Raw genomic sequence first — 25,047 nt, 5'->3', positions numbered from 1 at the left:
TTTTAGGCTTCGACGATTATTTTACCGGTCATTGTGTGATGGCCTATCCCGCAAAACTCATTGCAGATAATACTGAACTCACCGGTAGTTGTAGGGGTGATAGTCATCACGTAATCATATCCGGGCAACACGTGTATATTCATGTTCATGGGAATAAGAGAAAAACCGTGCTGAAGATCGATGGAAGAAAGATGGATACGGTAGGTTTGACCTTTTTTAAGCTTTAAGATCGGATACCATTGCCAAATTCGTCCCATTAAATAGGCATCTCCGCCGGGCTCGGGCTGAACAATCGGTATATTGTTCATTTCGCCAACTTGATTTGTTTCTACAAATTCATCAACTCTGTCTTCAAAAACGGCCGGCTCAACCTCATATGTGGTTTGAGGTGCGTTTTGCTTACCCTGAAAATGCCACCACGGCATCGTTACTGACATAACCAAGCACCACGCTAACGCCATACCGATCCACAGGCGTTCTGAACCGGTTGGAGGTCGAAACCAGTTTCCTTTCGGATGAAATATGCTCATTGCTTTTTAGATTTAATTTATAATTAAGGTAAAATTCCTTTTTCAATAGTTATCAGTTCTATCAGTCCCCAAAGGGTATAAGAGAGGATAGGTATAGCCAATCCCAAGGCCAGAAGCAGCCATATGTTATCCATAAATTTTTGGATTGGATGTGTTTTTTCTTCGTCTATCGTTTTATTTGTTTCTTCCATTGGTATATGATTTAGCTATGATATAGATAAATAGAAATCCGCCGGTAATGGCAAGCAGACCTCCGATACTCATCAATCCAAGACCGATCATTGCTTCTATGCTATGGATACTTTGATCGGTCCCGAAGAGTTTCCTGCCCATGCCCTGTAATCCGGCATAAGCAAATCCGATAACAAAAATAGTTTGTCCCAGCCCGAACAGGAGTGGCTGCCAGCTAACCAGCCTTTTACTTTTTAAACCATCCAGGCTGTAGCCGTACTCTTTCATCAGAATGATGACCATTACCATATAAGCCACCGTTACGGCACCGAGTGATGCATGATAATGCGCCGGGATAAGTGTTGATGATGTGCGAATCATCGCCCCCACACCAAACCCGGTAAGGGTAAGCAGTACGCTTACAAAAAGCCCATTGAAATACAGATTCTGAAACAGCGGACCATCGATCTCTTCCTCGTTACGAGTTTTCCAAACGGAATGAATGGCAATACCGATATAGACCAATACAACCGGAAAAATAAACCAGCGCATCAATTGGGTAAATCCACTGTAGTAAAGCGAACTTGTAGTTCCGTTAAATAAAAGCAAAGGGGATGCAGCAGCAGGTATTACCAAAACTAAGAGTAATCCCCGGTTTAGATTTTTACTAATTACATCACTGCCGGTTAGTTTATGCAAAAGAATAAGCCAGACGGTGAGCATTCCCAATACATTAGCAAATTGTAGGATATGTCCTCCGCCCCACATGACCCTCTCGTAAAATGATGTACGGTCAGTCAATACTGGCGTAATAAACCATGATATAACCAGAGTTATGATAGCTACAAGTACAAGGAAACCAGCAAGGCGTATGGAATCCCGCGCACTGTCACTATAAAAAGTTAATTTAGATCTTACAGACAGAGAATCCGGGTTAGAAATACCGGATGAAAATGTTACAATTAACCCGATTCCAAATAGTAGGAGTCCAATAATGAAGAGAGGATGATCTAATACCGGGATGTAGTTAGCAAGAATAGGTTTCGCACTTTCGAAAAATATGCTGGAAATCATAACAAGTACGCCAAAGAGTGCAATCTTCATCGCAATGGCATTTCGCAGTCGGGAGACCGCATTGGTAAGCGACATAAAGAGTACAGCCAAAAAAGAATAAAACCATATAACCAAGGCCAGGTCTACATGGAGAACCAGTGACTTTTTAAAAAACAGCGGGTCGGTTATAACTGCAGAAAGACCGGGTGTTCGTGCTAAAACAATTACTACAGAAAATAATCCCGATAGTAATAATGTGAGGAGTGCGAGCTTAAGCCAGCGTTTAGAGAAATCTCTGGCAGTAAGCGACTGTGCCGCAGTCCAAATCTCAACCGGTAATAAAACTGCCTTTTTTAAAATTAGAAGCATGTTCACTGGGATTACCCACTCAATAGATATTTATGTCTATAATAAAACTCTCTTAATAGATAGGCAAGTCTATTGAAATATTTTTTTTACATTACCTGAGGTAATATCGAAAAAGTATTTTGTTTCGGAATTCAAGAATCAAAAGAATATTTTATCAACAACTGTAAGAACTTGATATAATACCAGTAATGAATCTGTTTTCTGTAGTTGGAGAGGCTAACTTTAATCTTTTTTTCTATATCTAAATGTTTTTAAATCAGACGTCACAATATGCATTAAGAGCAATGACCGGACTTGTTGTCTTTCAGCAGGACAAGCCGGTCTCTTCATCCCGACTGGCCGAACTAACCGGTGTGCCCTCTCATTACCTGTCCAAAATTATGCGTAAGATGGTAGAGTCCGGATATGTACACTCTCGGAAGGGACACGGTGGAGGATTTATTATGAGTATAGATCCTGAAAAACTGACTATTATGGACGTACTTACGGCTGCGGGTTTTGACATGGATGAACAGCCTTGCGTATTTGGGTGGGATGAATGCAAAAATGAGAACCCGTGTCCCCTGCATCCTATTTGGAAACGGTTAAAGGATGACTTTCGTGACTGGGCATGCAATACCAACTTTGAAGAAATTCGACAAGAAAGCGGTATGATGGACAATCTTGAAAGATGGAATCAAACCCGAGAGTCTAAATAAAAATAATTCCGCTGATACATATCTAACATCTCTTTTCCTATAGGCAATTCTTACTTGTTTCTGTGCCCCATACTCTCTATATATAAATGAACTTTTCAACAAATTACGTTGGGTACATCTATTATGGAACGTACATATTCTTTTACTCAAACGGTTATTTGCGGACTTATTGCAACATTTATGATGTCAATGCTTTCATTTCTATCAAGCGGCATTGGCCTTCCTGTTATTGATGTGGGATATATGCTAAAGGAAATTTTCAATCATATTCATGAACAAGATCCATATAACATGCTCTGGGGAAATGCAGCCTACTATATCGGTGGGGTTTTATTGGCTTTAATCTATGTAGTTTTCCTGGATAACAAACTACCGGGTAATTGGCTGGTGCAGGGAATTATTTATGGTGTTGTGATTTCAATTGTGGCTGCCGTCATTATATCACCCGCTATTTCTATGGCCGGTGGAGAGTCATTTGGCATATTTTATATCGATACCTGGTTTCCCGTACTTAATATACTTGCCGGTTTAATTATGCACCTGAGTTATGGCATCACCTTGTTACTTTGCCTGGAGTATTCCGATCGTTTCAGAACATAATAAGCCCACAAAGGCATTTTTTCGAGTATATTTCTGAGAAAACCAATACACAGCCATCTCTTGAGTTCCGTAGAGACCCTCCCCTTGCTCGGGCATTGTACGCTCAATAAAAGTAGTAGCCGCCTCCTTTAATTTAGGTAAATCGGCATTGCTCAATATGCTTCCGCTAAGATTCAACATCAAAATCTTAAAACTTATTTCAAATAGTGTATTTGGCTCTTGTAGTTAACTTGCTCTCTTCCAACATTGGGAATGGGAGATGGCGATAATGAGCTTATACCCGGCTGTTTTACAAGATACAACAAGACAAATTGCATTATTTTGAACAATGCATATTTACTTCGAAATCTAATCATTTAACAATAATAGAATGTCACTACAAACAATTAACTGGAAGCAATTTGAGCAGGTCGAACTTAGGGTCGGAACCATCAAAAGGGCTGAGGAATTTCCTGAAGCAAATAAACCTGCTTATAAACTGTGGGTATATTTCGGAGATGATATAGGTATCAAGAAAAGCAGTGCCCAAATTACTGACCTGTACGCAACAAGCGACCTAATTGACAAACAAGTTCTTGGCGTCGTTAATTTTCCACCTAAACAAATTGGCCCATTTATTTCTGAATGTCTCATTACCGGCTTTCACAGCGATGATGGCAGCGTAGTACTGGCAGTGCCCGACAAAACCATCCCAGATGGTAGCAAACTTAGTTAACACATAAACTTCGTAATACTTAATACTGTTACATAGTGTAAACCGGGTACGTAAATTATCCCCTATTAACAGAACGATCCTATGCGAATAATTACCGTACTTTTAACTTTTCTTGCAATAGTTGGGATAATGCAGGAATCCAATGCCCAGGCTGTCTTTATTTGGGATGATATATCTGATAAAAAACTCACGCTGTGGGCCAAAAACAACTTACCCTGCCCCGTATTTTTAAAAGCAGAACCCGACTCGATGAATACGGAGTTTAATCGTTTTATCCCCAAAGGGGCGCAAGATAAACTCATTCAACTGCCTATCGATTCATTAGATTCTCCCGCCGAATTCAAAGGACAGGTTCGATATCATCTCACACTTGGAAATCCCGATGCTATTCATAATGACAGCTATAAATATTTACTGCCTTATCCCCAGGGAAAATCACATCTACTTATCCAGGGAAATAACTCAACTTTCACCCATAACTTACCAAACTCAAATTACGCCTTCGACTTTTATATGCCCGAAAACAGCCTGGTTAGTGCTGCGCGCGGCGGTACTGTCGGATTTGTAAGCGTCAGCAATAAAAAGGGCGGCGACAATGAAAATTACTTGCAACAGGCTAATAAAATCATGGTCTGTCATAACGACGGAACCGTAGGGGTTTATGCTCATCTGCGATACAAAGGAGCAATCGTTGATATGGGTGAACAAGTTTATGCCGGAGAAGTTATCGGCTTTAGCGGAAATACCGGATACTCTACCACCCCACACCTGCATTTTGTAGTTCTGGCCGGATCAAAGTCGGTGCCAATAAAATTCAGAGAGCTCCCGAATACACTAAAAAGTGGTTTTTCATATGAACAAGAATTGATTTTTAATTGATTAATGCCACTCCCCCCCCTAAAGATTTATTAAATCCCAAATACCGATCTAATATCTTGGCAAAAAGCACACCCAAATAAATTTAATTTAATATCTCCCATTCGCTGATCTTTTTATATTACCGTATATTTGTTCTCCATAAAATTCATCAAATCCGACTCGCATGGCAGGTCCAATTTTGAATAAGTTCGATATACAAAGAACGTTCCTGCTATTATTCTTTTTATCCATCCCGTTTTTAGGAATTGCCCAGCAAGATCAGCAGCAAATTGCAAACACCGCCACTGGCGAAGAAATAAAACTGGGACTTGCCTTGAGTGGAGGAGGCGCCAAGGGATTTGCTCATATTGGAGTACTTAAAGTACTTCAGGAAGAAGGAATTCCCGTACATATGGTCAGTGGCACCAGCATGGGCTCAATCATAGGTTCATTATACGCCATTGGTTATTCACCTCAAGAGATCGAAGAGATAGCTCGAACTTCGAACTGGAATACTCTTTTAAATGACAGTTATCAAATTAATCCACAACAAATATCGAATACGAATCTAAAAAAGGATACTTATCTTGTTAGTTTCCCCTTAGATGACAGACAGCTTTCGCTACCTGCCGGCCTTATTGACGGACAAAATATATCCATGATGCTCTACCGGCTTATGCTCCCCTTTCATGATGTACGAGATTTCACTGAGCTACCGATCCCTTTTTCGGCTGTGGCAACTAACTTAGCTACGGGAGAACCCAAAAGCTTTTCCAGCGGTTATCTGCCCGATGCAGTACGAGCCAGTATTGCCATTCCCAGTATTTTTAAACCAGTCAAAATTGACGGAGAAACATATATTGATGGTGGTGTTGCTCGAAATATACCGGTTGAAGATGTGCAAAATCTCGGTGCCGACTTTGTAATCACATCTGATGTCGGAGAACCTATCAGAAAACTTGATAGTCTCAACACATTTGTTGACGTGCTCTTTCAGTCGGTAGGATTTCATCAACAAGAATCGGATGTCATCCAAAAAGAAAAAACGGATATCTACATTCGGCCGAATATCAGCGAGTTTTCAACATTCAGTTATGAACAGGTAGATGAAATTGTTCGCCGTGGTGAGCGAGCCGCCCGTGCAGCACTGCCAGGAATTAAAGAAGCGCTGGGGGCCCGCAAAATAGCATCCTCAACATTCAAGCCAATTCAATCAACACGGCAAGATACTATCCTTGTCTCAGATATTTCACTCAATAATTTAACGGGATTACTACAACAGCGGCAGGTATTTCTCGGTCTTGATATACGTCCCCCGGAAAAACTTACGTTCTCTCAGCTCGAACAAAAAATAAACCGCCTTTACAGTTCGGGACTCTTTAGCCAAATATCATACCGTCTACAAAACAACCGGGATACTGAGGGTAACCATCTCGTCTTGGAATTCCAGCACAAAGAACAGGAGTATGCTGGTTTTAGCATGCGATACGACAGCCAATATAAAGCGGCACTGCTATTCGGCGTTTCTTTAACCGATATTATCTTTTTGAATGACCGGTTGACCATGCAGCTAAGAGCTGGTGAAATATTAGAATTTACTTTAGATCACAGTATCCCTATCAGCCTTGTCCCGCTTACTCATGTCAAAGCAAAATTTAATTTACAGCGTTCTCCCATCAATTACTACAACCAAAACCAGGCCCTATCGAGCGTAGATGTGGAAAAATTGACGGTTAAACCATCATTCGCAGTTCAATTATGGCAACAAGCCGATTTAGAAATCGGCCTCGAATCAGAACTGTACAACTTAAATGAAGCTATCGGAAATACGCTTGTATTGGGCAATACCACCTTTGTGCTAAGTCCATTTTTGACCCTTGATTTTAACACCCTTAATCGCCCCTATTTCCCAACAAAAGGACAATCCCTCAGTTTAAAAACCGAAATTTCAGAACCCGGATGGGGAAGCTCTGCAAACTTTTTCCAGACTTCCGGCAAATGGTTCTCCACTATTCAGTTCATTGATGGAGTAAACATTTCCAACGAACTTTTTGCCGGATATTCTTCTACCTCAGAATTGCCTCTTCATTACTATTATTATTTAGGCGGGCTATCTCAAAACCCTGTTTTTGAACTTAAGCAGTTACCTTTTATGGGACATCCTGCCCAACAGCTTCGTGCCGCAAATATTAAAGCACTCCGCACAAAATTACAGGCCAGGATAACAAAAAATACCTATATCAGCGGGGGGATGAACCTGGCACACCTTGCTGACCACTGGACTTTCAATATAGATAAAGAACGATTAGAAACCGGCTACTCCCTGGCATTTGGAGCAACCTCAATTGTTGGCCCTATAGAAATTGCACTTTCAACCCCGGATCTTACCAGCGGCTATGCCGTAAAGCTAAATATGGGGTATCATTTTTAAAAAGCAATGCCCGAGGTTTTATCCCCGGGCATTGGATCAAAAATCAGGATGAGCTAACTTTTAGTCTCTACGAAAATCAGCCTCAGGTTCGGGCTTATTATCAAGGATCTCTTCAATTCGCTCCATGATATCCGGCGTCATTTGATCAACTACATTAATAGCTTCCATATTCTGCTCAACCTGTTCTGGCTTTGATGCCCCGGTAATAACCGTACTTACATTCTTATTTTTCAGGCACCATGCCAGTGCAAACTGCGGCATGGGAATTCCCGCACCCTCAGCTACCTCAGCCAGTTGCTCCACTTTATTAAGCTTCTGACGACCACTCTCTGTTTCCAGAAGTTTTTCACGCAGCCAATCGTATTTATCGAGCGATAGTCGGCTTCCTTCCGGCACTCCATCGTTATACTTACCGGTTAACAAACCACTGGCCAGCGGACTCCAAATAGTCGTACCCAGACCAATCTCATCATATAGCGGAGCAAACTCCTTTTCCACCTTTTCGCGCCGAAACATATTATACTGTGGCTGATCCATCAATGGTGGACGCAGATGCTCCTGACGAGCAAAATCATATGCCTGACGGATTTGTCGCGCCGACCATTCACTGGTTCCCCAGTATAAAGCCTTCCCCTCTTTTATCATCTGATTCATGCCCCGGACCGTTTCCTCGATCGGAGTATGTTTATCCGGGCGATGGCAGAAGATAAGGTCAACATAATCAGTTTGCAGGCGTTTTAGTGCCGCCTCGGTCCCCTCCTTGATATGCTTGAAAGAAAGTCCCTGATCATTGGGGCCTTCACCGCCCCAAAATATTTTGGTAGACAGTACCAGGTCGGTACGCTTCCACCCTGCTTTTTGAATAATATTACCCATCATAATTTCTGACTGCCCTTCGGCATAAACCTCAGCATTATCAAAGAAATTAACCCCTGCATCATAGGCTTCTTTCATCGAATCATAAGCTACATCTTCATCAATCTGATCGCCGAACGTAACCCACGATCCAAAAGAGAGAGCTGAAACTTTAAGCCCTGATCGTCCTAAAAATCTGTATTCCATAATAATGTTATTAGCTCTTTTTATAATTAAATTAATACTGTTTTAACAATGCATAATTACAAGGTTTTTAAAGATAAAATCGTTTGGATATTGCCCAATTGGATAAGCGCTGTTTAGGGGCGGAAATTGGTATTTATAGCACTTATATTATGGGCAAATTGAATCGGTTTCTATAAGAAAGAAATCCGATTTTTATATAATTACAAGAACAATACTATTATTGTTAGAGTAATTTGTTGTACACAATTATTTTTCGGTACTATTTAATTTGCAAAAATCAACTAACGAATTTCTGTCATGGCAAAGAATATGGCTCAAACTGTAGAAGAATACATTGAACAACTTCCCGAATATCGCAGAGAACCGATTGAAGAGATACGGGAGCTGATTCTCGAGAATATTCCCGAGGGCTATGAAGAAACAATTAATTGGGGAATGATTAGCTATGAAATTCCTCTTGAGGAATACCCTGACACCTATAACAATCAGCCTCTCAACTATATAGGCTTGGCCGCACAGGAGAATCACAATTCTCTTTATCTAATGTCGGTATATCAGGATGAGGAACTTCAGGAATGGTTGGAAGAAGAGTTTGAAAAGGCCGGCAAAAAAATGGACATGGGGCGTTCTTGCATCCGATTCAACATGGTTACCGACTTACCCCTCGAGCCTATTGCTACCATCATTGGCAAACATACACCGGATGAGTTTATAGAAGCATACGAAGAAATACGCAAATAGATTCTCTAATATTTACTTCCATCTTATAAACGGTTAGCCCTGCTTTTGTGTTACTATGTGTAACTAAATCGGATGACTTATGATTACACACTATACAAAATTAAACCAAATTCAGGGTTTACTGTTTACAGCTATTACTTTTGTAATATTTTCATCAGCTGTAGTACAGGCTCAAACTAATAACACTACTGACACCATGAGCTCAACAACTATGGAAGAAGCTACCTTTGGGGCCGGCTGTTTCTGGTGCGTCGAAGCTGTTTTTGAAGAAGTTAAGGGGGTTAAATCAGCCGTTGCCGGTTATGCCGGGGGTGAGTTACCCAATCCAACGTACCGTCAGGTATCATCGGGACAAACTGGTCACGCCGAAGTGACTCGCATCACTTTCGATCCCTCTGTTATCTCGTACAAACAGCTGCTCGAAGTTTTTTGGCACACGCACAATCCCACTACTAAAAATCGACAAGGTGCTGATGTAGGCCCCCAATATCGATCGGCTATTTTTTATCACAATGAAAAGCAGAAAGAAATTGCCGAAAAATCGCTCGAAAAGACTAATAATTCTAACCTGTGGGAAGATCCCATCGTTACCGAAATAGAACCCCTGTCAAACTATTCGGTGGCCGAGAACTATCATCAGAATTATTATGAAAATAATCCCAACGCGGGATATTGCCAGGTAGTAATTGCTCCGAAGCTCAAAAAGTTTCGGAAGGAATTTTCCCATCTGCTTAAAGATAACGTAAAGGAGTAGCTTTAGAGCTATATACAATACATCTGACAGGATCTATTTACACAGAATCTTTGCCTTCCCCATCAATACTGAATAGCAAATTAACGTAGGTTCCATTATCACTGCCTATCTCCCATTCAGCTTCCAACTGTTGGGCAAAGTTATCAATTAGATTCATACCCAGCGTATCACTCATTTCGGGTTCTAAATCATCAGGCAGACCTTTGCCATTATCACTTAACCGGGCCTGTACCTGTCCATTCTCTTCAGTTACCCGAATGGTAATAACATTATCACTTCCCCCATCAAAAGCATGTTTAAACGAATTGGTAACCACTTCGTTTACTAAGAGTGCGAAGGGCACCGCCTGTTCAATATTCAACTCTATACTTTCGATATCAGCAGTCACTTCAACCTCTTGATCAGAACCGATGGTATTTCGAATCGTCTCTACGAGATCACCAAGATATGTATCACAAGAGATGCTTTCCAGGGTTTCGGAATTGTAGAGCTGCTCATGGATAAGCGCCATCGTTTGAATACGGCGTTCGCTCTCCTCCAGTGTATCATGTATCAGTGGGTTGTCTGATTCATACATCTGTAGCTGCAGCAATCCCGAAACAATAGCCAAATTATTCTTTACCCGATGATGAATTTCTTTCAGCATCACTTTCTTTTCTTTAAGCGAGCTGGTAATCTCGTGTTCATATTCTTTCTCTTCCGTAATATCGATATACATTCCAAACCCGGCAATAGGTTTATCATCAATATAAACCGGTATAGCGGCAATAAATACGTCAATAAGATCTCCGTCTTTGGTCAGACGCTTTGCTTCTCTGTTAAAACTTTCAGAAGCATATTCTTTCAACGGCATTCGGGGCACCTCTCCCCGTTCTTCTTCCGGCACAATAAACTCATCAACATCTTTACCCTTAAGCTCTTCCTTGCTGAATCCAAACATATTTTCAAAACTCTCATTTATAGCCAGAACCTCATTTTCGGGCCCAACCATCACAATGCCGGCCGGTGCATCCAAAAATAGATTGCGAAAAAGCTTTTCGCTTCTACGTAATTTTTCCCGCGCCTTTACCTGTTCCGACATATCATGACCGACACCGAGCAAATAGTTATTACCATCTTGCTTAAATAATTTGCCCGTCAAATAGTATGGTATCTTTTTGCCATCTTTTGTTTTAAGCTTCGATTCTATCTCTGATTGTCCAACTTCAAAAACTCTCTCAATTACTTTTTCTACTGCGTCTAATTCCTCTTTACCGAACAAAATATCCGGCGTAATCCACTGCATATCTTCCTCCGTGTAACCTGTTCGATCAAGTAAGTTTTGATTCCAGCGGTGATAATTTCCTTCTTCATCAAACATATAGAAGATACCCGGCAGGCTTTCTAAAAGGGCTTCGTTAAATCGTTTCTCATTTCGTAATTCCTGTTCCGTCTCTTTTTGCTGGGTAATATCAATCCCAACGCATAAGAAAAACTGCTCATTATCAAATTCTATAAAATAGCCGCGCCAGAAAAAGGGAATTGTTTCCCCCGATTTTGTCAGAATATCTAATTCAGTGCCTCTTCCCTTTTGCTCTCGAGCTTGATCTACTGCTTCCTCTAATGATTCATGATGTCCAGCTTTGATAAGATCAAAAGCCGTTTTCGTTTTAAGCTCATCTCCTCTATATCCGGTATACCGTTCGGCAGAGCTATTCCACTGCACAAGCTGCAAATTCTCATCCATCAGTAGATAAATACTCGGCAGATTATCCAAAATAGTATTGGTATAGTTTCGCTGTTCAACCAGCGACTCCTCAATAGCTTTCCGTTTCTCGAAAGCAGCTATAATCCGGGATGTTGTTTCCAGCAATGAAATTTCTTGATCATTCCACTTTCTTTTCTTCCTCGTATCAGCCAACCCAATATATCCCTTCCATTCATCTTCAACGGTAAAGGGAATAATTAAGATAGACTGTACCTGCTGATTTTTTAAAATGGATTGTTCAGGCTCTGGCAGTTCATCAATTTGGGCATGTACTTTTTGAAGTGATGACAACTTCTCATACAACCAAGGTACATCGGAATATTTGAATGTTCGATCCAGATTTTCAACGATAGGATCGATACCAGTCTCAGTTACCTCTAAAACCGGATCTAAGTACAGGTCACCCTTAACCTCTTTATTTTTATAAAGAAAAATACGATCAGCCTCAGTAACATCCTGGAGCAATTCCAAGCTCTTTTCGAGGGCTTTTGATGAGTTGCTCTCCAACAGCAATTTAGAACTTTGAGAAATCACCTTTTCATATTCAAGGCGTTTCTGTAATTTTTCTTCTGCCCGTTTTCTTCGGTTGATCTCCTGCTTTAGTTCTTCGGTTTTATTCTCTTTGAGAGTTATCTCTGCTTTCTTTCGTTCGGTAATATCTATGGAAGACCCATATATAAGCTTATCACCATCCTCATTCTCAACAACTTTTATTTCATCCCGAAGCCAAATATATTCTCCCCACTCCGTCTTAAAACGATACTCGTTTATTGCTCCTCCTCCCTCTTCAATAACCTTGCAAAACTGATCGAAAACTTCTTCCTTATCATCTGGATGAATCCGATCCGACCATCCATTCTCATGTTCAATAAAATAGGAAGGTGCAAATCCTAAAATTTTTTCAGAATTCTGACTAACAGAAAGAATGGGGAAATCTGAAGTAGCAGCGCATATGAACAAAATAACTGTTCCACTACTAAAGAGTTCTTCAATATCTTTAGAAAACCGGGACCTTGGCTTTTCCTCCATTTATTATTTACCACTGATTCTCTTATTAAAATGCCAACACCTCTTATTCCTGTATATATAAGGATTTACTATCTTATTAGAAAACATAAATGTTTAAATATCAATGCCGGGAATTGTTCTTTTCAAAATGATAGACATTATTAACAAATAATAACTTTATAAAATGGCATTAAACGATCTTATTACATTTTAAGTTAAAACTGTGTGCCATTAATTCTAAACCAATCATTTTTATTATGAAAGCTATTCTATCACCCTTTTTCAAGATTTCGCTTGTTGCATTAATGAGCTTATGCATTACTACAACTGCATTAGCTCAGGAGCGTGCCAATGATGAGCCAAGAACAAGTCCGAATGCAACGGTAAGCCAAACTATTGGTACCACTGATATCACCATCACGTACGGACGTCCCGCCGTCAATGATCGAACGATTTTCGGAGATTTGGTACCCTACGGTGAGGTTTGGAGAACAGGAGCTAATGAATCTACAGCGTTAGTCGTTTCTGATGACGTAACAATCGAAGGAAATAAGCTGAAAGCTGGCACCTATTCGCTCTATACTGTCCCCGGTAAAGATAAATGGACTATAATTATTAACTCAAAACTTTCATGGGGTACCCAGTACGACAAATCTAAAGACATATTACGATTTACAGTAGAACCTCAAAAAGCAGATTTTATAGAGCGTCTGCTCTTCTATTTTGAGGATGTTACTCAAGAATCAGCAACCGTTGTATTGCACTGGGATAATACCAAAGTACCCTTTACAATTAATGCACAATAGATAGAGCGAGCGCATTATTTCGACATCTAATCCTCTTAAATCTTCGGTAAATAGGGACGCTTTACCTCATCACGGCCTACTCGTACTATTCGTCTTTTTTTGGGGCGCTAATTTTATACTGGCCGAAATTGCTCTAACTGAAATGTCTCCCATCTCATTCAGCGTATCACGCTTTGCGATGGGAGGCATTGCTCTGTTTTTGGTAATGTACCTGCAATACCGAACTGAATGCAATAAGACTTCGTCTAAGGTCCCATTCTTACCCAAAATTAAAAAGGAGGACTGGCCACGCCTCCTGTTTGTTTCTGTAATCGGTGCAACGCTGGCCCCTTGGCTGGGTATTGAAGGATTAGGACTAACTCATGGGGCACGTGCTTCGCTCTGGCTGGCTCTTGGGCCCGCTATAAGTACGGGCATCGGATACCTGTTCCGTACCGAGAAAATGGGAAAATTCGGATATGCCGGAGTCTTTCTTGCAGTCATAGGTACCGTTATTTTGGCTTGGGATGGATTGCGTCCTGAACAGGGGTACTGGCTGGGTGACCTCATTCTTATTGTAGCGTTGGCTCTTACTGTTATCGAGCTACACGCCATAAAACCCTTGGCACGGGAATACGGATCTGTTTCTATCGTAGCATTGCGCACTGCTATTGGCGGGTCTTTATATCTTCTTATAGCTACTCCTGATTTAATTGAAGTGACCTGGCTGTCGTTAGGTGTTTGGACCTGGATCGCCATTTTAGCCGGTGGAGCAATCGGAGTAGGTGTTGGCCAATGGGTTAAGGTACGAGCGTTAAAAATACTGGGTCCAACCCAAGTGGTACTCTATGGTAATATGGTGCCTATTGCAGCTTTGGTAATAGCTTGGCTCAGTATCGGTGAAAATCCCAGCCTGATGGAAATAATTTCAGCGGCATTTATTATCACCGGTGCAATATTTATTCAGGTTATCGACAGTGATGCTGGAGCTACATCAACAACACGTACACAAAAAGAGGAGGACTTAACATTCTTTACCGAAACAAAGCAGGAAAGCTAATTTGATAATAAAAAAAGGCGGGTCTGGCGACCCGCCTTTTCAAACTAATCCTCTAAACATAACTATCTAAAAATTAAACGATAGCTGCAGCAGAATATTGCGTCCTGCCTGCGGGTAATAATAATTAAAGAACTGCTTTTCTCCTCCAGAGATATATCCATAGGTATATCCGTTGGATTCATACATCTCGTCAAAAATGTTATTTACCTTTAAGGTTGCCTTGAGGATATTCAGCAACGGCGTGGTGCTCCAATCATAACTCAACCGCAGATCGTTCACCAAGTAGGGGTCCAACGTTCTGCTTTCGGTCTGGGTATTATCCAGATATTGTTTGGACACATATTTGGTATTCAATGAGGCAGAAAATCCCTGGTGAGTAAAACGCAATGAGGAATTCCCAGTAAATCCCGGTGAAAAGGCGATATCAGTATCCGTATAGGTGGTCGATTCCTGACTACCCGTAACATAATTATCCAGATAGTAAGTATATTCCTCAATTTTATTGCGACTGAAGGTCGCATTTCCGGACCATTCGAGGTTTTCATGAAGCTGAATACCGGCCTGTAACTCTATTCCGGCTCGGTAACTGTCAGGTACATTTTGACGAATATAAGCTCCTACATCATTGATCTCACCGGTTAGAATTAACTGGTTCTTATAATCCATATAATACAGATTAGCTTTTACAAAAAAGCGATCAAACTCTCCTTTATATCCTGCCTCCCAATCATAGAGCGTTTCATGCTTCGGACGATTTTCGGGCGTGGAATTCACATACTCATCACGGGTAGGCTCTTTGTTCCCAACACTCATTGAAGCATAAACTCGCTGATGATCAGCAAAGTTATATGTTAACCCGGCTTTGGGATTAAAAAATGTCAGGCGATCGGTTTGCTGTACATTTACTACTTGTTGGCCACCGCCCGGAGCCGGCTGGCGATCTTTTCCCAAAAACTCATAAGTAATATGACGAATTTGGGCATCAGCAAAAGCACTTAACTTATCCGTGATGCTATAATTAGCTTTAACGTAACTGTTAAAGTCTGTTTTAAAGGCATTGTTATCGTAATACTGATTTTCAACATCTGTACTTCCGGCAAACTCTGCCCAAACAACTTCTCCAAAATGATCGCCGTCGTATTCATTATAACCACCGCCTACGGTTAGCGACCAGCGATCACTTTTATTGTACTGCGTTGAAAACACGCCACCGTAAAAATGATTATCGAGCCAAAGCTGTCGAACTAAATCGCTCTGTGAAATGGTCGTATCCGGCAGTTGTATGGAATCAAAATTATACTCCCGCAGCGCCTGATCTGCTTTGTATTCCTCATAATAACCGCGCCCATAGGTGTAATGCAGCGAAGCATTAGCATTCCAATTTTCGCTCAGCTGGTGGGAATAATGGAGCTGGTAGTGATCCTGCTGATAGTTATCGGTCTGGTCTTCGTAAGGTTGACCCGGTTTTTCGGTGCCTGCAGAATTATAGGTTCGATCACCATTTTCAAGCCTGCTTTCTGGTACCCCATTCCAAGCGTGATAGGTTTTCTCTTTTCCGGAAAATACATCAACACGCAGCAGGCTATTTTCGCCGTGTTTTGCTCCCGACAGATAGAACGACTTTAAGTCCGAAGAGGCGCGATCTATATAACCGTCGGATTCAATTTTTGATAGTCGTCCCTCGAACTGCCAACCATTTTCCATCAAGCCCGAACCAAGCATCACATTTGCTTTTCGGGTGTTAAAAGAGCCCACAGCTGTATTGACTTCTCCGTAGGCATCCGGTCGCATTTGCGATGTTTGAATATTCATCGTTGCACCAAATGCGGCAGCACCCTGTGTAGAAGTTCCCACACCACGCTGAATCTGAATATTTTCTACCGATGAGGCCAGATCAGGCATATTAACCCAAAAAACGCCATGAGATTCCGCATCATTAATGGGGATACCATTTACCGTCACATTAATACGGCCCTGATCCACACCGCGAATACGCAAGCCCGTATATCCGATCCCTGCTCCGGCATCCGATGTGGTAGTTACCGACGGCGTACTGCTAATCATATAGGGCATATCCTGTCCCAGATTCTGCCGCTCGATTTCATCTCGACTGATATTTTCATATGCCATCGGTGAGGCCTCATCAACGCGTAGCGCTCTCACAAAAACCTCATTACTCATAATGGTCTTTGGCACCAGTGCAATATCAACCGAACTACCTTCTTCGATAATATCAACGGTTTGGGTTTTATATCCGACAAATGAAACCGAAATCTTTTGGGCTTCATCGTCGATCAAGTCCAGCGAAAACTGCCCGCCGCTTTCTGCCGAAATCCCATTTGAAGTACCAACCTGCACAATATTTGCACCGGCCAGCGGTTCGCCGCTTTGAGCATCGGTCACGGTTCCTGTTATTGTTTGGGCAAAAAGTGATGAGCTACATAAAATAATAAAGCACAGGAGTGTTGTGCTTTTTAAAAGTTTGAAAAACATAAGTTCCTCCGTCTTATTAGGTTCATAAGAGCAGGAGATGAACTTGCAAGAAATGCTGATCAATTGGGCAGCAGAATAGAATTCTATTCTACTGCTCTGGTTTCCCTACGCCGGTGTTAACCGGTTCAGGTTCTCAGGGTATGATCTCAGCCTGCTGTTGCAAGCACCCCCAACCTTGGGTGATTTTTATTCGGTCGAAAGATAAGATCCTTACTTCATATCTTCAAAATAAGTTTGGGACAATAAATAGCACTTGGCAAACATCCACATCCATCATTTTCACATAATAAATACAATCAAGTGTAAATAAAATGCATCAACTGTAACCGTTGAAAATAATTAAGTTTGGCATTTCAGATCACTTGATATATTTAAATACTGTGAGATTACCTCAAAATTGATTTCATTACGTTTTGAAAGGTTTTAAATGCAATCCATACCGTATAACAAATGATAACTTCGCTCTTTTAGCGACCTTTATTAGAATTAATTTCAAACCCAAATAGAATTTATTATGGATAGCTCCTGGATTTTCACCTCTTGGTATACCGTTTTCATGGCAATTATATCAACGCTCGGGATTTATATTTTTTTAATTTTATGTACCCGCATATACGGGGTTCGTTCTTTTTCTAAAATGTCAAGTTATGACTTCGCTATCACGATAGCTATTGGTTCCGTCCTGGCCAGTACTATTTTGTTCAGATTTCCATCTTTAGTACATGCTACGGTTGCTATGGGAACACTTTTTGGAATTCAGATGCTCGTGGCTCATTTTCGTAGTAACTCTTCAATAATGAGTAAACTGGTTGATAATGAACCAATACTTCTAATGAAAAACACGGAAATTATTGAGAAGAATTTAAAAAGAGCACAAGTCACACATTCCGATTTACGAGCCAAGCTTCGGGAAGCAAACGTAACGCAGATGACCCAGATTCAGGCTGTAGTGATGGAGTCAACCGGCGATATATCGGTACTGCATCATGACGACCCTGACCACGATTTAGATAATGTGCTTCTAAAAGGTGTCCAGGGATGGGATAGTTAAAAAAATTCAGCAGTAATTATATCTCTTTAATCGGCAATCTTGAATCCCCTTACTGTGGATTAACTGAGCTTGCCAAAAGCTACCCAACATGCTCTGATAACGTGGCCGCGGGTCGGGTAAGTTTGTACTAATTTGTTTTACTTTTTATCCATCCGATAGCCTGCCTACACAAAACCTTGCTAAATAAGAGTTAGCCTCACAATAGAAATTTTAGCACAGGGAAACACTTTCAGCCATCCAATGGCTACAGCTACTGGCCTACCATAAATACTGCGTTTCCAAACAGCAGCTTTCCATTATACCAAAAAGCACGAAACAGGGGATTATCAACCATATAAACCACCGACCCCTGCCCTATATTCTGCACACCAAATGTTAGCGTATTTTCGAGCTCTTCTTCTGCTTTATATCCCACAAACCCACTCATATGAGCGTCTTCTTTAGCCACCCCTACATTCCATCCCTCGTCCAGATAGCTATAGGCATCGGCGTCAAGTTTTAAGGAGAAATAGCTATCCTCATAACCGAAAGCAAGCGGGTGACTCGTATCCATCGATATCTCAAAAACAGATCCCGAATTACTCCCGGTAATATATTCTCGCTGCTGTTCGCCATAACGATCCAGCTTCGTATTTGGGGAAACCTTATCCTCTGAGTTTTCTTCATCTTCCTTCCACTTGATATTAAACCCCTCTTTATCAACCAGCATGTTGTTGGCATCTTTTAACGCAATAAGCTTACCCCCTGATACTATCCACTCCCGAACTTCCTGGAGTCTCTCGTCATTAAGTTTATCACCGTCGATCGCAGACGGTAAAATCAGCACATCATAGTTATCTAGATTGACTTCATCAAAATAGCCGGTATCCAATAGCGTGATGGGATAATTGATCTGCCGGTCAAAATAGTGCCAGACTTCACCTACTCTGTTTGAGCTTGTCCCTTCACCGGCCAGCAAAGCCACGCGTGGTTTTTTGAGGTAGCGGACCGAAGAGGATCCAAAATCAGGCCCAGTCCGCACAAAGCCGGTTTGGGCTCCATAAATCTGCTGGCTGTGTTTGGCAGCAAGTTTTTGTACTACGTTGTCAAACCGTTCCCCATATTTTTATTATCGGCCCGTGGAATAATTAATGTTCCCCGTCCGTACATGCGATCATTCATTTTAAACTCTTCACTGGCAAAACGAACTTTTACATCATTTTTCAGTAGATCAGTCAACAGGCGAACATCCGTCAAATCCTCCCAACGAGCCAAATAAGCATAGGGGGGTTCACCAAACGTATTATCTAATTCTTCTTTTGAATAGAACGTTTCTTCCACCTCCAGCTGCCGCTCCAGAGCATACCCCTCAATCCCATAGGCATAATGCTGTTCCCAAGCCGTAATATCATACGTTACCGAATCGGCCAGCTCGGGACGCGGCTCAAACATAATACGCGCCATCACTCCCTTTGGCTGGTGTACGCTCACTAAGTAATCATCCTCGGTGACACGAATGCGTTCTGTTTCACCGGTTCGATAGTTATATCCGCCTAACGTCTGCTCACGGGTCGCTTTCCCGTATTTGATTCGATGCTTTTCCAACAAGTTAAAAAGAGCCTGCAGTTTATCGGGATTATTATTAGCCTTAATCACAAATGTTTTGTACTCGCTTCGGGGATTGTTCCGCGCCGTCTGATAGTAATCTGAAAATTCGCTTACCAACTTATCCGCATTTTTCGAACTTATTTCTACGGTTGAAAGTCCTGTTGTATGGTGATGGGTCAAGCGATCGGTTAGCGTTAGGGTATCCCCTTGCGGTTTTTGGATGCCCAATCCTGCATAACCACCGCCGGCCTGCTCATAGGTCATACCAATGGCCCCGTTAAAAATAGGATAGGTATCACCGTAGCTGGGATAGAAAAGATCAAATACTTCGCGCGTAAAATAGAGCCAGTTATTCTCATCAAAATACTTGGCATTATTTTCACCAATGGTATATTGAAAATCGGACTGCCAATCGGTAATAGCATTATGGAAGGGCTTAGCGGCAGGTGCAAAATAGTAGGGCGAATTGTAACCTTGCTCGTGAAAATCGACGTGAATATGCGGCATCCACTTCTGATACTCAGCCACGCGCTGACGGCTTTCCTTTTGTGTTAGCCACGCCCAGTCACGATTCAAATCAAAATAATAGTGATTGGTTCGCCCATTGGGCCACGGCTCATGATGTTCGCGGGCTTCTACCTGTGCATTGAACTCTTCGCCCACTGTCTGTCTAAACCAATTCACATACCGTTCCCGCCCGTCGGGATTCAGCATCGGATCTATTACCACAACGGTATTCTGCAACCACGATTTGGTTTCTGAATTATCGGGACGAACCAGTTCATAGATCGTCTTCATAGCCGCCTCGCTACTGGAGGTTTCATTGCCATGCACATTATAGCTGAGCCAGACGATTGCTGTTGTATCCGCCGAAGGCTCCCCATCCAATAGACCCGTACGCTTCAAGTTATTTTTGCGGATATCTTCGAGCCGACTCATATTTGAGGCATCCGAAACAAAAGCCAGCATCAACTGACGCCCCTCGTAGGATTCTCCGTATTTTTTTGCTTCCACCATGGATGAGGTTTCAGCAATATGCCAAAAGTAATCCATCACCTTATAATGCGACGTCCACTGGCTACCTAATTCATAACCCAAAAATTCAGACGGCGATTGAATATTGCTTTGCGCTTGTACCGAAACGCTTAGCGTTAAAAAAAGTAATAAACAAGCGAATGTGCGAGAGAGTAACTTCATCATATATGTAATAGACGATTTAGTAATGAGTGAAAGTAAATCTTCTTACTCATTATCGATAAATAAGATTTGATTAAAGAATTTAGTTTGTTTTGAGGGTAGAATCATCCAGGGCCCGATCAATTTGTTTCACCACCGTATCTACAATGGCATTGGGGATAGGAATCGATAAATTGTAGTGAGCGATCTTCCAAGACTCTTCCTGTTTAACGAGCACTCCCGATCCACGCGCCGGACCCAAATTGGGCGTATCCAACGATTCATCGAACCATGCTGTCTGCTCGTTATCTGAAAGATAAACATGACGTTCAACGGGCGTAAAACCCCAGGCCTGACCGTCATCAAAATACGGTTTTGCCCACGGTTTAAACTCAGCAACAGTCCACCGTTCGGTGGCATCCGTTCCCATAAATACAGCGCTGTCGCCCGTAAAGTGCATAAAATAGCGCTCAAAGTTAGCTTCGGATGCAGCCAAATGCCAGTCATCCAAAATGGTATTAATAGCCTTTTTCTGTACTTGTTCTGACTGCCTGTTCCCACTTGAACATGCAATAGCAATCAGCAAAATAACCGAGAGAATTAATAAGTTACCAATGCATTTTAAATTCATGGTCCAATTAATCTAATTTTCAAAATTGTTAACAAATATATCCACGACATTTACTTATGATGTAGGAATAAACTGAATCTAAAACCAAATTAAAACTAATTCTATCATAATCGATGAATAGTTTGACATGACTTCTCATTGACTTAATTTACAAGTTCCAATAGTAAAAGAAGAGAGACTATAAAAAAACATTAGGTATTGCTCATAGTAAACTCTCATTTTGGTAACCAAAGACCTGCTTTAGGTTAAGTAGCTGATATTATGAATATACGCTCCTGGAGTATCTATATATTACTTACAGTCTCGATTGTGCTTACAATTCTTACGGGTATGCTTCTCTATTATGGTGAAGTGGAAGAAACTCAAGACACCCGTAATCTTTTGGATACTCATGAAGTAATTCACAGTGCGAACCAACTGTACACCATTCTTTTGGATGCCGAAACCGGCCAGCGTGGCTATCTTATTACAGGTAATCAAAATTATTTAGAACCTTATAAAAATGCTACGGAACATATTGATCACCGACTTGAACGGCTTACCACTTTAGTTGATGAGAAATCCGATCAACAGCACGTTATTAACAATGAGTTGGAACCAGCTATTGACAGGAAATTAGCTGAGCTTAAAGAAACAATTGCTCTTTTTAATAACCAAGGAGGTGAAGAAGCAGTAGCATTGACCAACACCCATTTTGGCAGAGAACAGATGGATGCCATCCGCAATGCACTTGATAAAATTATTGCTCAGGAAGAACAACTACTCGAACAGAGAGGCAAGCAACTCGATCAAAGTTCTCTGCTGTTTAATCTGATTTCTTATGGGGGACTTTTCTTTATTACAGTTACTATAGTAATGGCCCTTATAACTATCCGACAGAAAAACAGGGAAAACCAGAAACTTATCGATCAGCTAGAGAAAAGCAACGGCATGCTATCTGATCTCCATGAACGAGAAGTACAGCTAAGCAATGAGAAAAGTAAATTTATGAGTATGGCTGCACATGACCTTCGGAGTCCCATTAATGCTATTATGTCAATCGCTAACCTCATTAAAAATGATCAAGACCAACTAAATGAGGAACAAAAAGAATATTTGGATTACATTTCTGAGTCGGCCAACAAAATGTCGAATATGATTGATAACTTTCTGGACGTACAGAAAATTGAAGAAGGTGAAAACAATACTACCCAACCTGAAAATGTAAACGTCTACGGATTGTTAAAGGCCATTTTAATGGGATTTAAACCAAAGGCTTCATCCAAAAATATTACGCTTAATTTAAAAAGCGATTGTAAAGACAAACCGTTTTGTACCGACAAAGCAATGTTTTCGCAAGTAGCAGAGAACCTTATTTCGAACGCAATAAAATACTCTCCTTCTGATACTACTGTTACGGTTTCTTTATCCAAAGCTGATAACAAAAAAGGATTTAGGATGTCAGTCAGCGATCAAGGGCTTGGCATTAAAGAAGAGGAACAAGAACAGATCTTTGAGCCCTATGCCGGCATCAGCAACAAACCAACCGGCGATGAACCCTCAACAGGTCTTGGTCTTTCCATTGTTAAGATCAGAATAGATGCAATGGGTGGGTCTATTGAATGTGATAGTCAACCTAATAAAGGCACTACCTTTACAACTTATTTCCCTCCGCTGGAGTGTGATGAAACCACCGATTAAGCACATCATTTGCTGTTAAAAATTGTAGCATTTCTTACCTTTACCTATTCTAAAAGTAATACCAAATTTATACGCTTTTTATGTCTGTAACAAATGATGAAATTGCCGGACGCCTGCGCGAAATTTACCAACTGATGCAGCTTGCCGGTGAAAACCGATTCCGTGCCATTGCTTTTGACCGCGCCGCACAAACCATTGAATCACTAAACGAAGATATTAATGACTATATCGAAAATGATTCGCTAACCGACATCAAAGGCATTGGCAATTCTATTGCCGAGGATATCCAATCGTACGCCGAGACGGGAACCATTGAAGTACTGGAAAGTCTGCGCGAACGTATTCCCGAGGGCATTATTAAATGGCTCGATATTTCGGGATTGGGACCCAAAAATATTGCTAAAATTCACGACCAGCTGGGTATTTCTGAACTTGATGAGCTCAAAAAAGCCTGCCAAGACGGTCGGGTGGCATCTCTCGACGGACTGGGAGAGAAATCGGCACAGAAAATCTTAAAGTCCATTGAGTGGATGGAACAGTTCGACGAACGCTGTCGGCTGGATGAGGCCACCGAAATTGCTGAACCCATGTATAACTTTCTCAAAGATCAGGAAGGCGTTGAGTCTATTGAAATTGCGGGTTCGCTCCGTCGGTCAAAAGAAACTATTGGCGATGTAGATATTCTAATTGGCGCCCAGGAAAAATACATCACAGATTTATTTGACGCTTTTGTGGATCACGACTTGGTCGTCGAAGTGCTGGGACGCGGCGAAACCAAGAGCTCCATCAGAACAGAAAACGGTCGTCAGGCTGACCTTCGCATCGTTAAACCCAAGCAATTTCCCGCTGCACTCATGTACTTTACTGGCAGCAAAGAGCATAACGTGGTTTTGCGTCAACGGGCCCGAGAGCGGGGACTCTCACTCAATGAATATGGACTATTCAAACTTGATGACGAGGGCAACACCGACTTCGACCGACCTATAGATTACAGCTCTGAAACGGATATCTACGAACATCTGGACCTGCATTTTGTACCCCCAGAACTGCGCGAGGACCGCGGAGAGATTGAATTCTATGAATCTCATCAATCCATGAACTTGGTGACCAATGACGATATTCGCGGCGTGCTGCATGCCCACAGTACGTACAGCGACGGCAAGTTTTCCATAAGACAGATGGCCGAAGCCTGTATCGAGCGCGGCTATGAATATTTAGGGATGAGTGACCACTCTCAAACAGCTGCTTATGCAGGTGGATTATCTATTGATGAAATCAAAAAGCAGTGGGAAGAGATTGATCAGCTTAATAAAGAGTTCGCCGATAATGGTGTCGACTTCAAAATATTCAAGGGTATTGAATCGGATATCCTAAGTGACGGAAGCCTGGATTATGAGGATGAAATTCTTGACGGATTCGATTTTGTGATCGCCAGTGTACACAACGGATTGGGGATGTCGCGCGAAAAGATGATGACCCGTTTCCGTAATGCCATCGAAAATCCCTATACCGATATCGTGGGACACCCAACCGGGCGACTTCTGTTACAACGTGACGGCAGTGACCTGGATATGAACGAACTTATTGAGCTGGCCGCAGAGCATAAAACGGCTATCGAAATTAACGCTAATCCCCGCCGCCTCGATTTAGACTGGAGGCATGGCAATAAAGCCAAAGACGTAGGATTGATGTCTGCCATTAATCCCGACGCGCACAGTAAAAAAGGCATTGACTACATTCCCTATGGGGTACGTATTGCCCGAAAAGCAAAATTCGAGAAAGAGCGTATCCTAAACACCAAAAGTACTGACGAACTTAAGGAATGGTTTCAAAGCCACCGGTAACGA

At 41.7% G+C, this 25,047-nt stretch carries 21 protein-coding genes and 1 riboswitch; of the genes, 12 read left to right on the top strand and 9 right to left on the bottom strand.

The genetic code is table 11. From position 1 onward, the window contains the following. Positions 1-2: 2 nt before the first annotated feature. From ACQ4LT_RS03050 to ACQ4LT_RS03040, 3 genes are read right to left on the bottom strand one after another with little or no spacing between them, the layout of a single operon-like run. Positions 3-530: a cytochrome C oxidase subunit II gene (locus ACQ4LT_RS03050; RefSeq protein WP_445664530.1), complete on the bottom strand. Its 528-nt coding sequence runs from the start codon at positions 528-530 to the stop codon at positions 3-5. A 23-nt stretch (positions 531-553) separates the two neighbouring features. Then, a complete protein-coding gene (locus tag ACQ4LT_RS03045; protein ID WP_445664529.1) occupies positions 554-721 on the bottom strand; it encodes a hypothetical protein in 168 nt (55 codons plus the stop codon). After that, entirely contained in the window at positions 705-2,123 is a 1,419-nt protein-coding gene (locus tag ACQ4LT_RS03040; protein ID WP_445664551.1) for a cbb3-type cytochrome c oxidase subunit I, read from the bottom strand. Before ACQ4LT_RS03040 ends, ACQ4LT_RS03045 begins: the two co-directional genes overlap by 17 nt. Positions 2,124-2,368: 245 nt before the next feature. Between ACQ4LT_RS03040 and ACQ4LT_RS03035 the strand changes: the two genes are divergently transcribed. From ACQ4LT_RS03035 to ACQ4LT_RS03015, 5 genes are all read left to right on the top strand, one after another. Next, positions 2,369-2,821: an RrF2 family transcriptional regulator gene (locus tag ACQ4LT_RS03035; RefSeq protein ID WP_445664528.1), complete on the top strand. Its 453-nt coding sequence runs from the start codon at positions 2,369-2,371 to the stop codon at positions 2,819-2,821. Between the two features lie 123 nt (positions 2,822-2,944). Beyond that, positions 2,945-3,421 (top strand): hypothetical protein, encoded by a 477-nt coding sequence (locus tag ACQ4LT_RS03030; protein ID WP_445664527.1) that lies wholly within the window; start codon positions 2,945-2,947, stop codon positions 3,419-3,421. A 370-nt stretch (positions 3,422-3,791) separates the two neighbouring features. Further along, positions 3,792-4,136, top strand: a complete 345-nt coding sequence (locus ACQ4LT_RS03025; protein ID WP_445664526.1) for a tRNA-binding protein — start codon at positions 3,792-3,794, stop codon at positions 4,134-4,136. An 81-nt stretch (positions 4,137-4,217) separates the two neighbouring features. Further along, the gene (locus ACQ4LT_RS03020; protein WP_445664525.1) at positions 4,218-5,015 is read left to right on the top strand and encodes a M23 family metallopeptidase; all 798 of its coding nucleotides are present in this window, start codon (positions 4,218-4,220) and stop codon (positions 5,013-5,015) included. A gap of 163 nt (positions 5,016-5,178) precedes the next feature. Next, positions 5,179-7,425 (top strand): patatin-like phospholipase family protein, encoded by a 2,247-nt coding sequence (locus ACQ4LT_RS03015; RefSeq protein WP_445664524.1) that lies wholly within the window; start codon positions 5,179-5,181, stop codon positions 7,423-7,425. A gap of 60 nt (positions 7,426-7,485) precedes the next feature. Here the strand turns inward: ACQ4LT_RS03015 and ACQ4LT_RS03010 are convergent, their stop codons facing one another. Beyond that, positions 7,486-8,487 carry a potassium channel beta subunit family protein gene (locus ACQ4LT_RS03010; RefSeq protein ID WP_445664523.1) on the bottom strand — a complete coding sequence of 334 codons (1,002 nt, stop codon included), beginning with the start codon at positions 8,485-8,487 and terminating at the stop codon, positions 7,486-7,488. A gap of 297 nt (positions 8,488-8,784) precedes the next feature. Between ACQ4LT_RS03010 and ACQ4LT_RS03005 the strand changes: the two genes are divergently transcribed. Together ACQ4LT_RS03005 and msrA are read left to right on the top strand one after the other, a co-directional pair. Beyond that, positions 8,785-9,228: a DUF1801 domain-containing protein gene (locus ACQ4LT_RS03005; protein ID WP_445664522.1), complete on the top strand. Its 444-nt coding sequence runs from the start codon at positions 8,785-8,787 to the stop codon at positions 9,226-9,228. Positions 9,229-9,307: 79 nt separating this feature from the next. Further along, a complete protein-coding gene (gene msrA, locus ACQ4LT_RS03000) occupies positions 9,308-9,982 on the top strand; it encodes a peptide-methionine (S)-S-oxide reductase MsrA (protein ID WP_445664521.1) in 675 nt (224 codons plus the stop codon). A gap of 37 nt (positions 9,983-10,019) precedes the next feature. Here msrA and ACQ4LT_RS02995 read toward each other — a convergent pair whose 3' ends face one another. Further along, positions 10,020-12,758 carry a PAS domain S-box protein gene (locus tag ACQ4LT_RS02995; protein ID WP_445664520.1) on the bottom strand — a complete coding sequence of 913 codons (2,739 nt, stop codon included), beginning with the start codon at positions 12,756-12,758 and terminating at the stop codon, positions 10,020-10,022. Between the two features lie 236 nt (positions 12,759-12,994). Between ACQ4LT_RS02995 and ACQ4LT_RS02990 the strand changes: the two genes are divergently transcribed. Further along, positions 12,995-13,543, top strand: coding sequence for a DUF2911 domain-containing protein (locus tag ACQ4LT_RS02990; protein ID WP_445664518.1), 549 nt, complete (start codon positions 12,995-12,997; stop codon positions 13,541-13,543). A 13-nt stretch (positions 13,544-13,556) separates the two neighbouring features. Further along, positions 13,557-14,582, top strand: coding sequence for a DMT family transporter (locus tag ACQ4LT_RS02985; RefSeq protein ID WP_445664550.1), 1,026 nt, complete (start codon positions 13,557-13,559; stop codon positions 14,580-14,582). A 66-nt stretch (positions 14,583-14,648) separates the two neighbouring features. On the opposite strand, the gene ACQ4LT_RS02980 is transcribed toward ACQ4LT_RS02985, so the two are convergent. Next, entirely contained in the window at positions 14,649-17,075 is a 2,427-nt protein-coding gene (locus ACQ4LT_RS02980; RefSeq protein WP_445664517.1) for a TonB-dependent receptor, read from the bottom strand. Positions 17,076-17,160: 85 nt separating this feature from the next. Beyond that, a riboswitch (TPP riboswitch) is annotated at positions 17,161-17,256 on the bottom strand. Positions 17,257-17,589: 333 nt separating this feature from the next. Here ACQ4LT_RS02980 and ACQ4LT_RS02975 point away from each other — a divergent pair. Beyond that, positions 17,590-18,126 (top strand): DUF421 domain-containing protein, encoded by a 537-nt coding sequence (locus ACQ4LT_RS02975; protein ID WP_445664516.1) that lies wholly within the window; start codon positions 17,590-17,592, stop codon positions 18,124-18,126. 250 nt (positions 18,127-18,376) lie between these two features. Here the strand turns inward: ACQ4LT_RS02975 and ACQ4LT_RS02970 are convergent, their stop codons facing one another. The 3 genes from ACQ4LT_RS02970 to ACQ4LT_RS02960 form a co-directional block, all read right to left on the bottom strand. Continuing rightward, the gene (locus ACQ4LT_RS02970) at positions 18,377-19,147 is read right to left on the bottom strand and encodes a hypothetical protein (RefSeq protein WP_445664515.1); all 771 of its coding nucleotides are present in this window, start codon (positions 19,145-19,147) and stop codon (positions 18,377-18,379) included. Between the two features lie 56 nt (positions 19,148-19,203). Continuing rightward, positions 19,204-20,913, bottom strand: a complete 1,710-nt coding sequence (locus tag ACQ4LT_RS02965; protein WP_445664514.1) for a M14 metallopeptidase family protein — start codon at positions 20,911-20,913, stop codon at positions 19,204-19,206. Positions 20,914-20,992: 79 nt separating this feature from the next. Continuing rightward, on the bottom strand, positions 20,993-21,520 hold the full coding sequence (locus ACQ4LT_RS02960) for a nuclear transport factor 2 family protein (RefSeq protein WP_445664513.1): 528 nt from the start codon (positions 21,518-21,520) through the stop codon (positions 20,993-20,995). A gap of 261 nt (positions 21,521-21,781) precedes the next feature. Here ACQ4LT_RS02960 and ACQ4LT_RS02955 point away from each other — a divergent pair, with 261 nt between their 5' ends. Together ACQ4LT_RS02955 and polX are read left to right on the top strand one after the other, a co-directional pair. Then, positions 21,782-23,200 carry a sensor histidine kinase gene (locus ACQ4LT_RS02955; RefSeq protein WP_445664512.1) on the top strand — a complete coding sequence of 473 codons (1,419 nt, stop codon included), beginning with the start codon at positions 21,782-21,784 and terminating at the stop codon, positions 23,198-23,200. 80 nt (positions 23,201-23,280) lie between these two features. Next, positions 23,281-25,044 (top strand): DNA polymerase/3'-5' exonuclease PolX, encoded by a 1,764-nt coding sequence (gene polX / locus ACQ4LT_RS02950; protein WP_445664511.1) that lies wholly within the window; start codon positions 23,281-23,283, stop codon positions 25,042-25,044. Positions 25,045-25,047 lie beyond the last annotated feature (3 nt).

This window comes from Fodinibius sp. AD559 (assembly GCF_052712805.1).
Note: the sequence above shows the minus strand (reverse complement) of the source record. Positions and strands in the feature narration are given on the sequence as shown.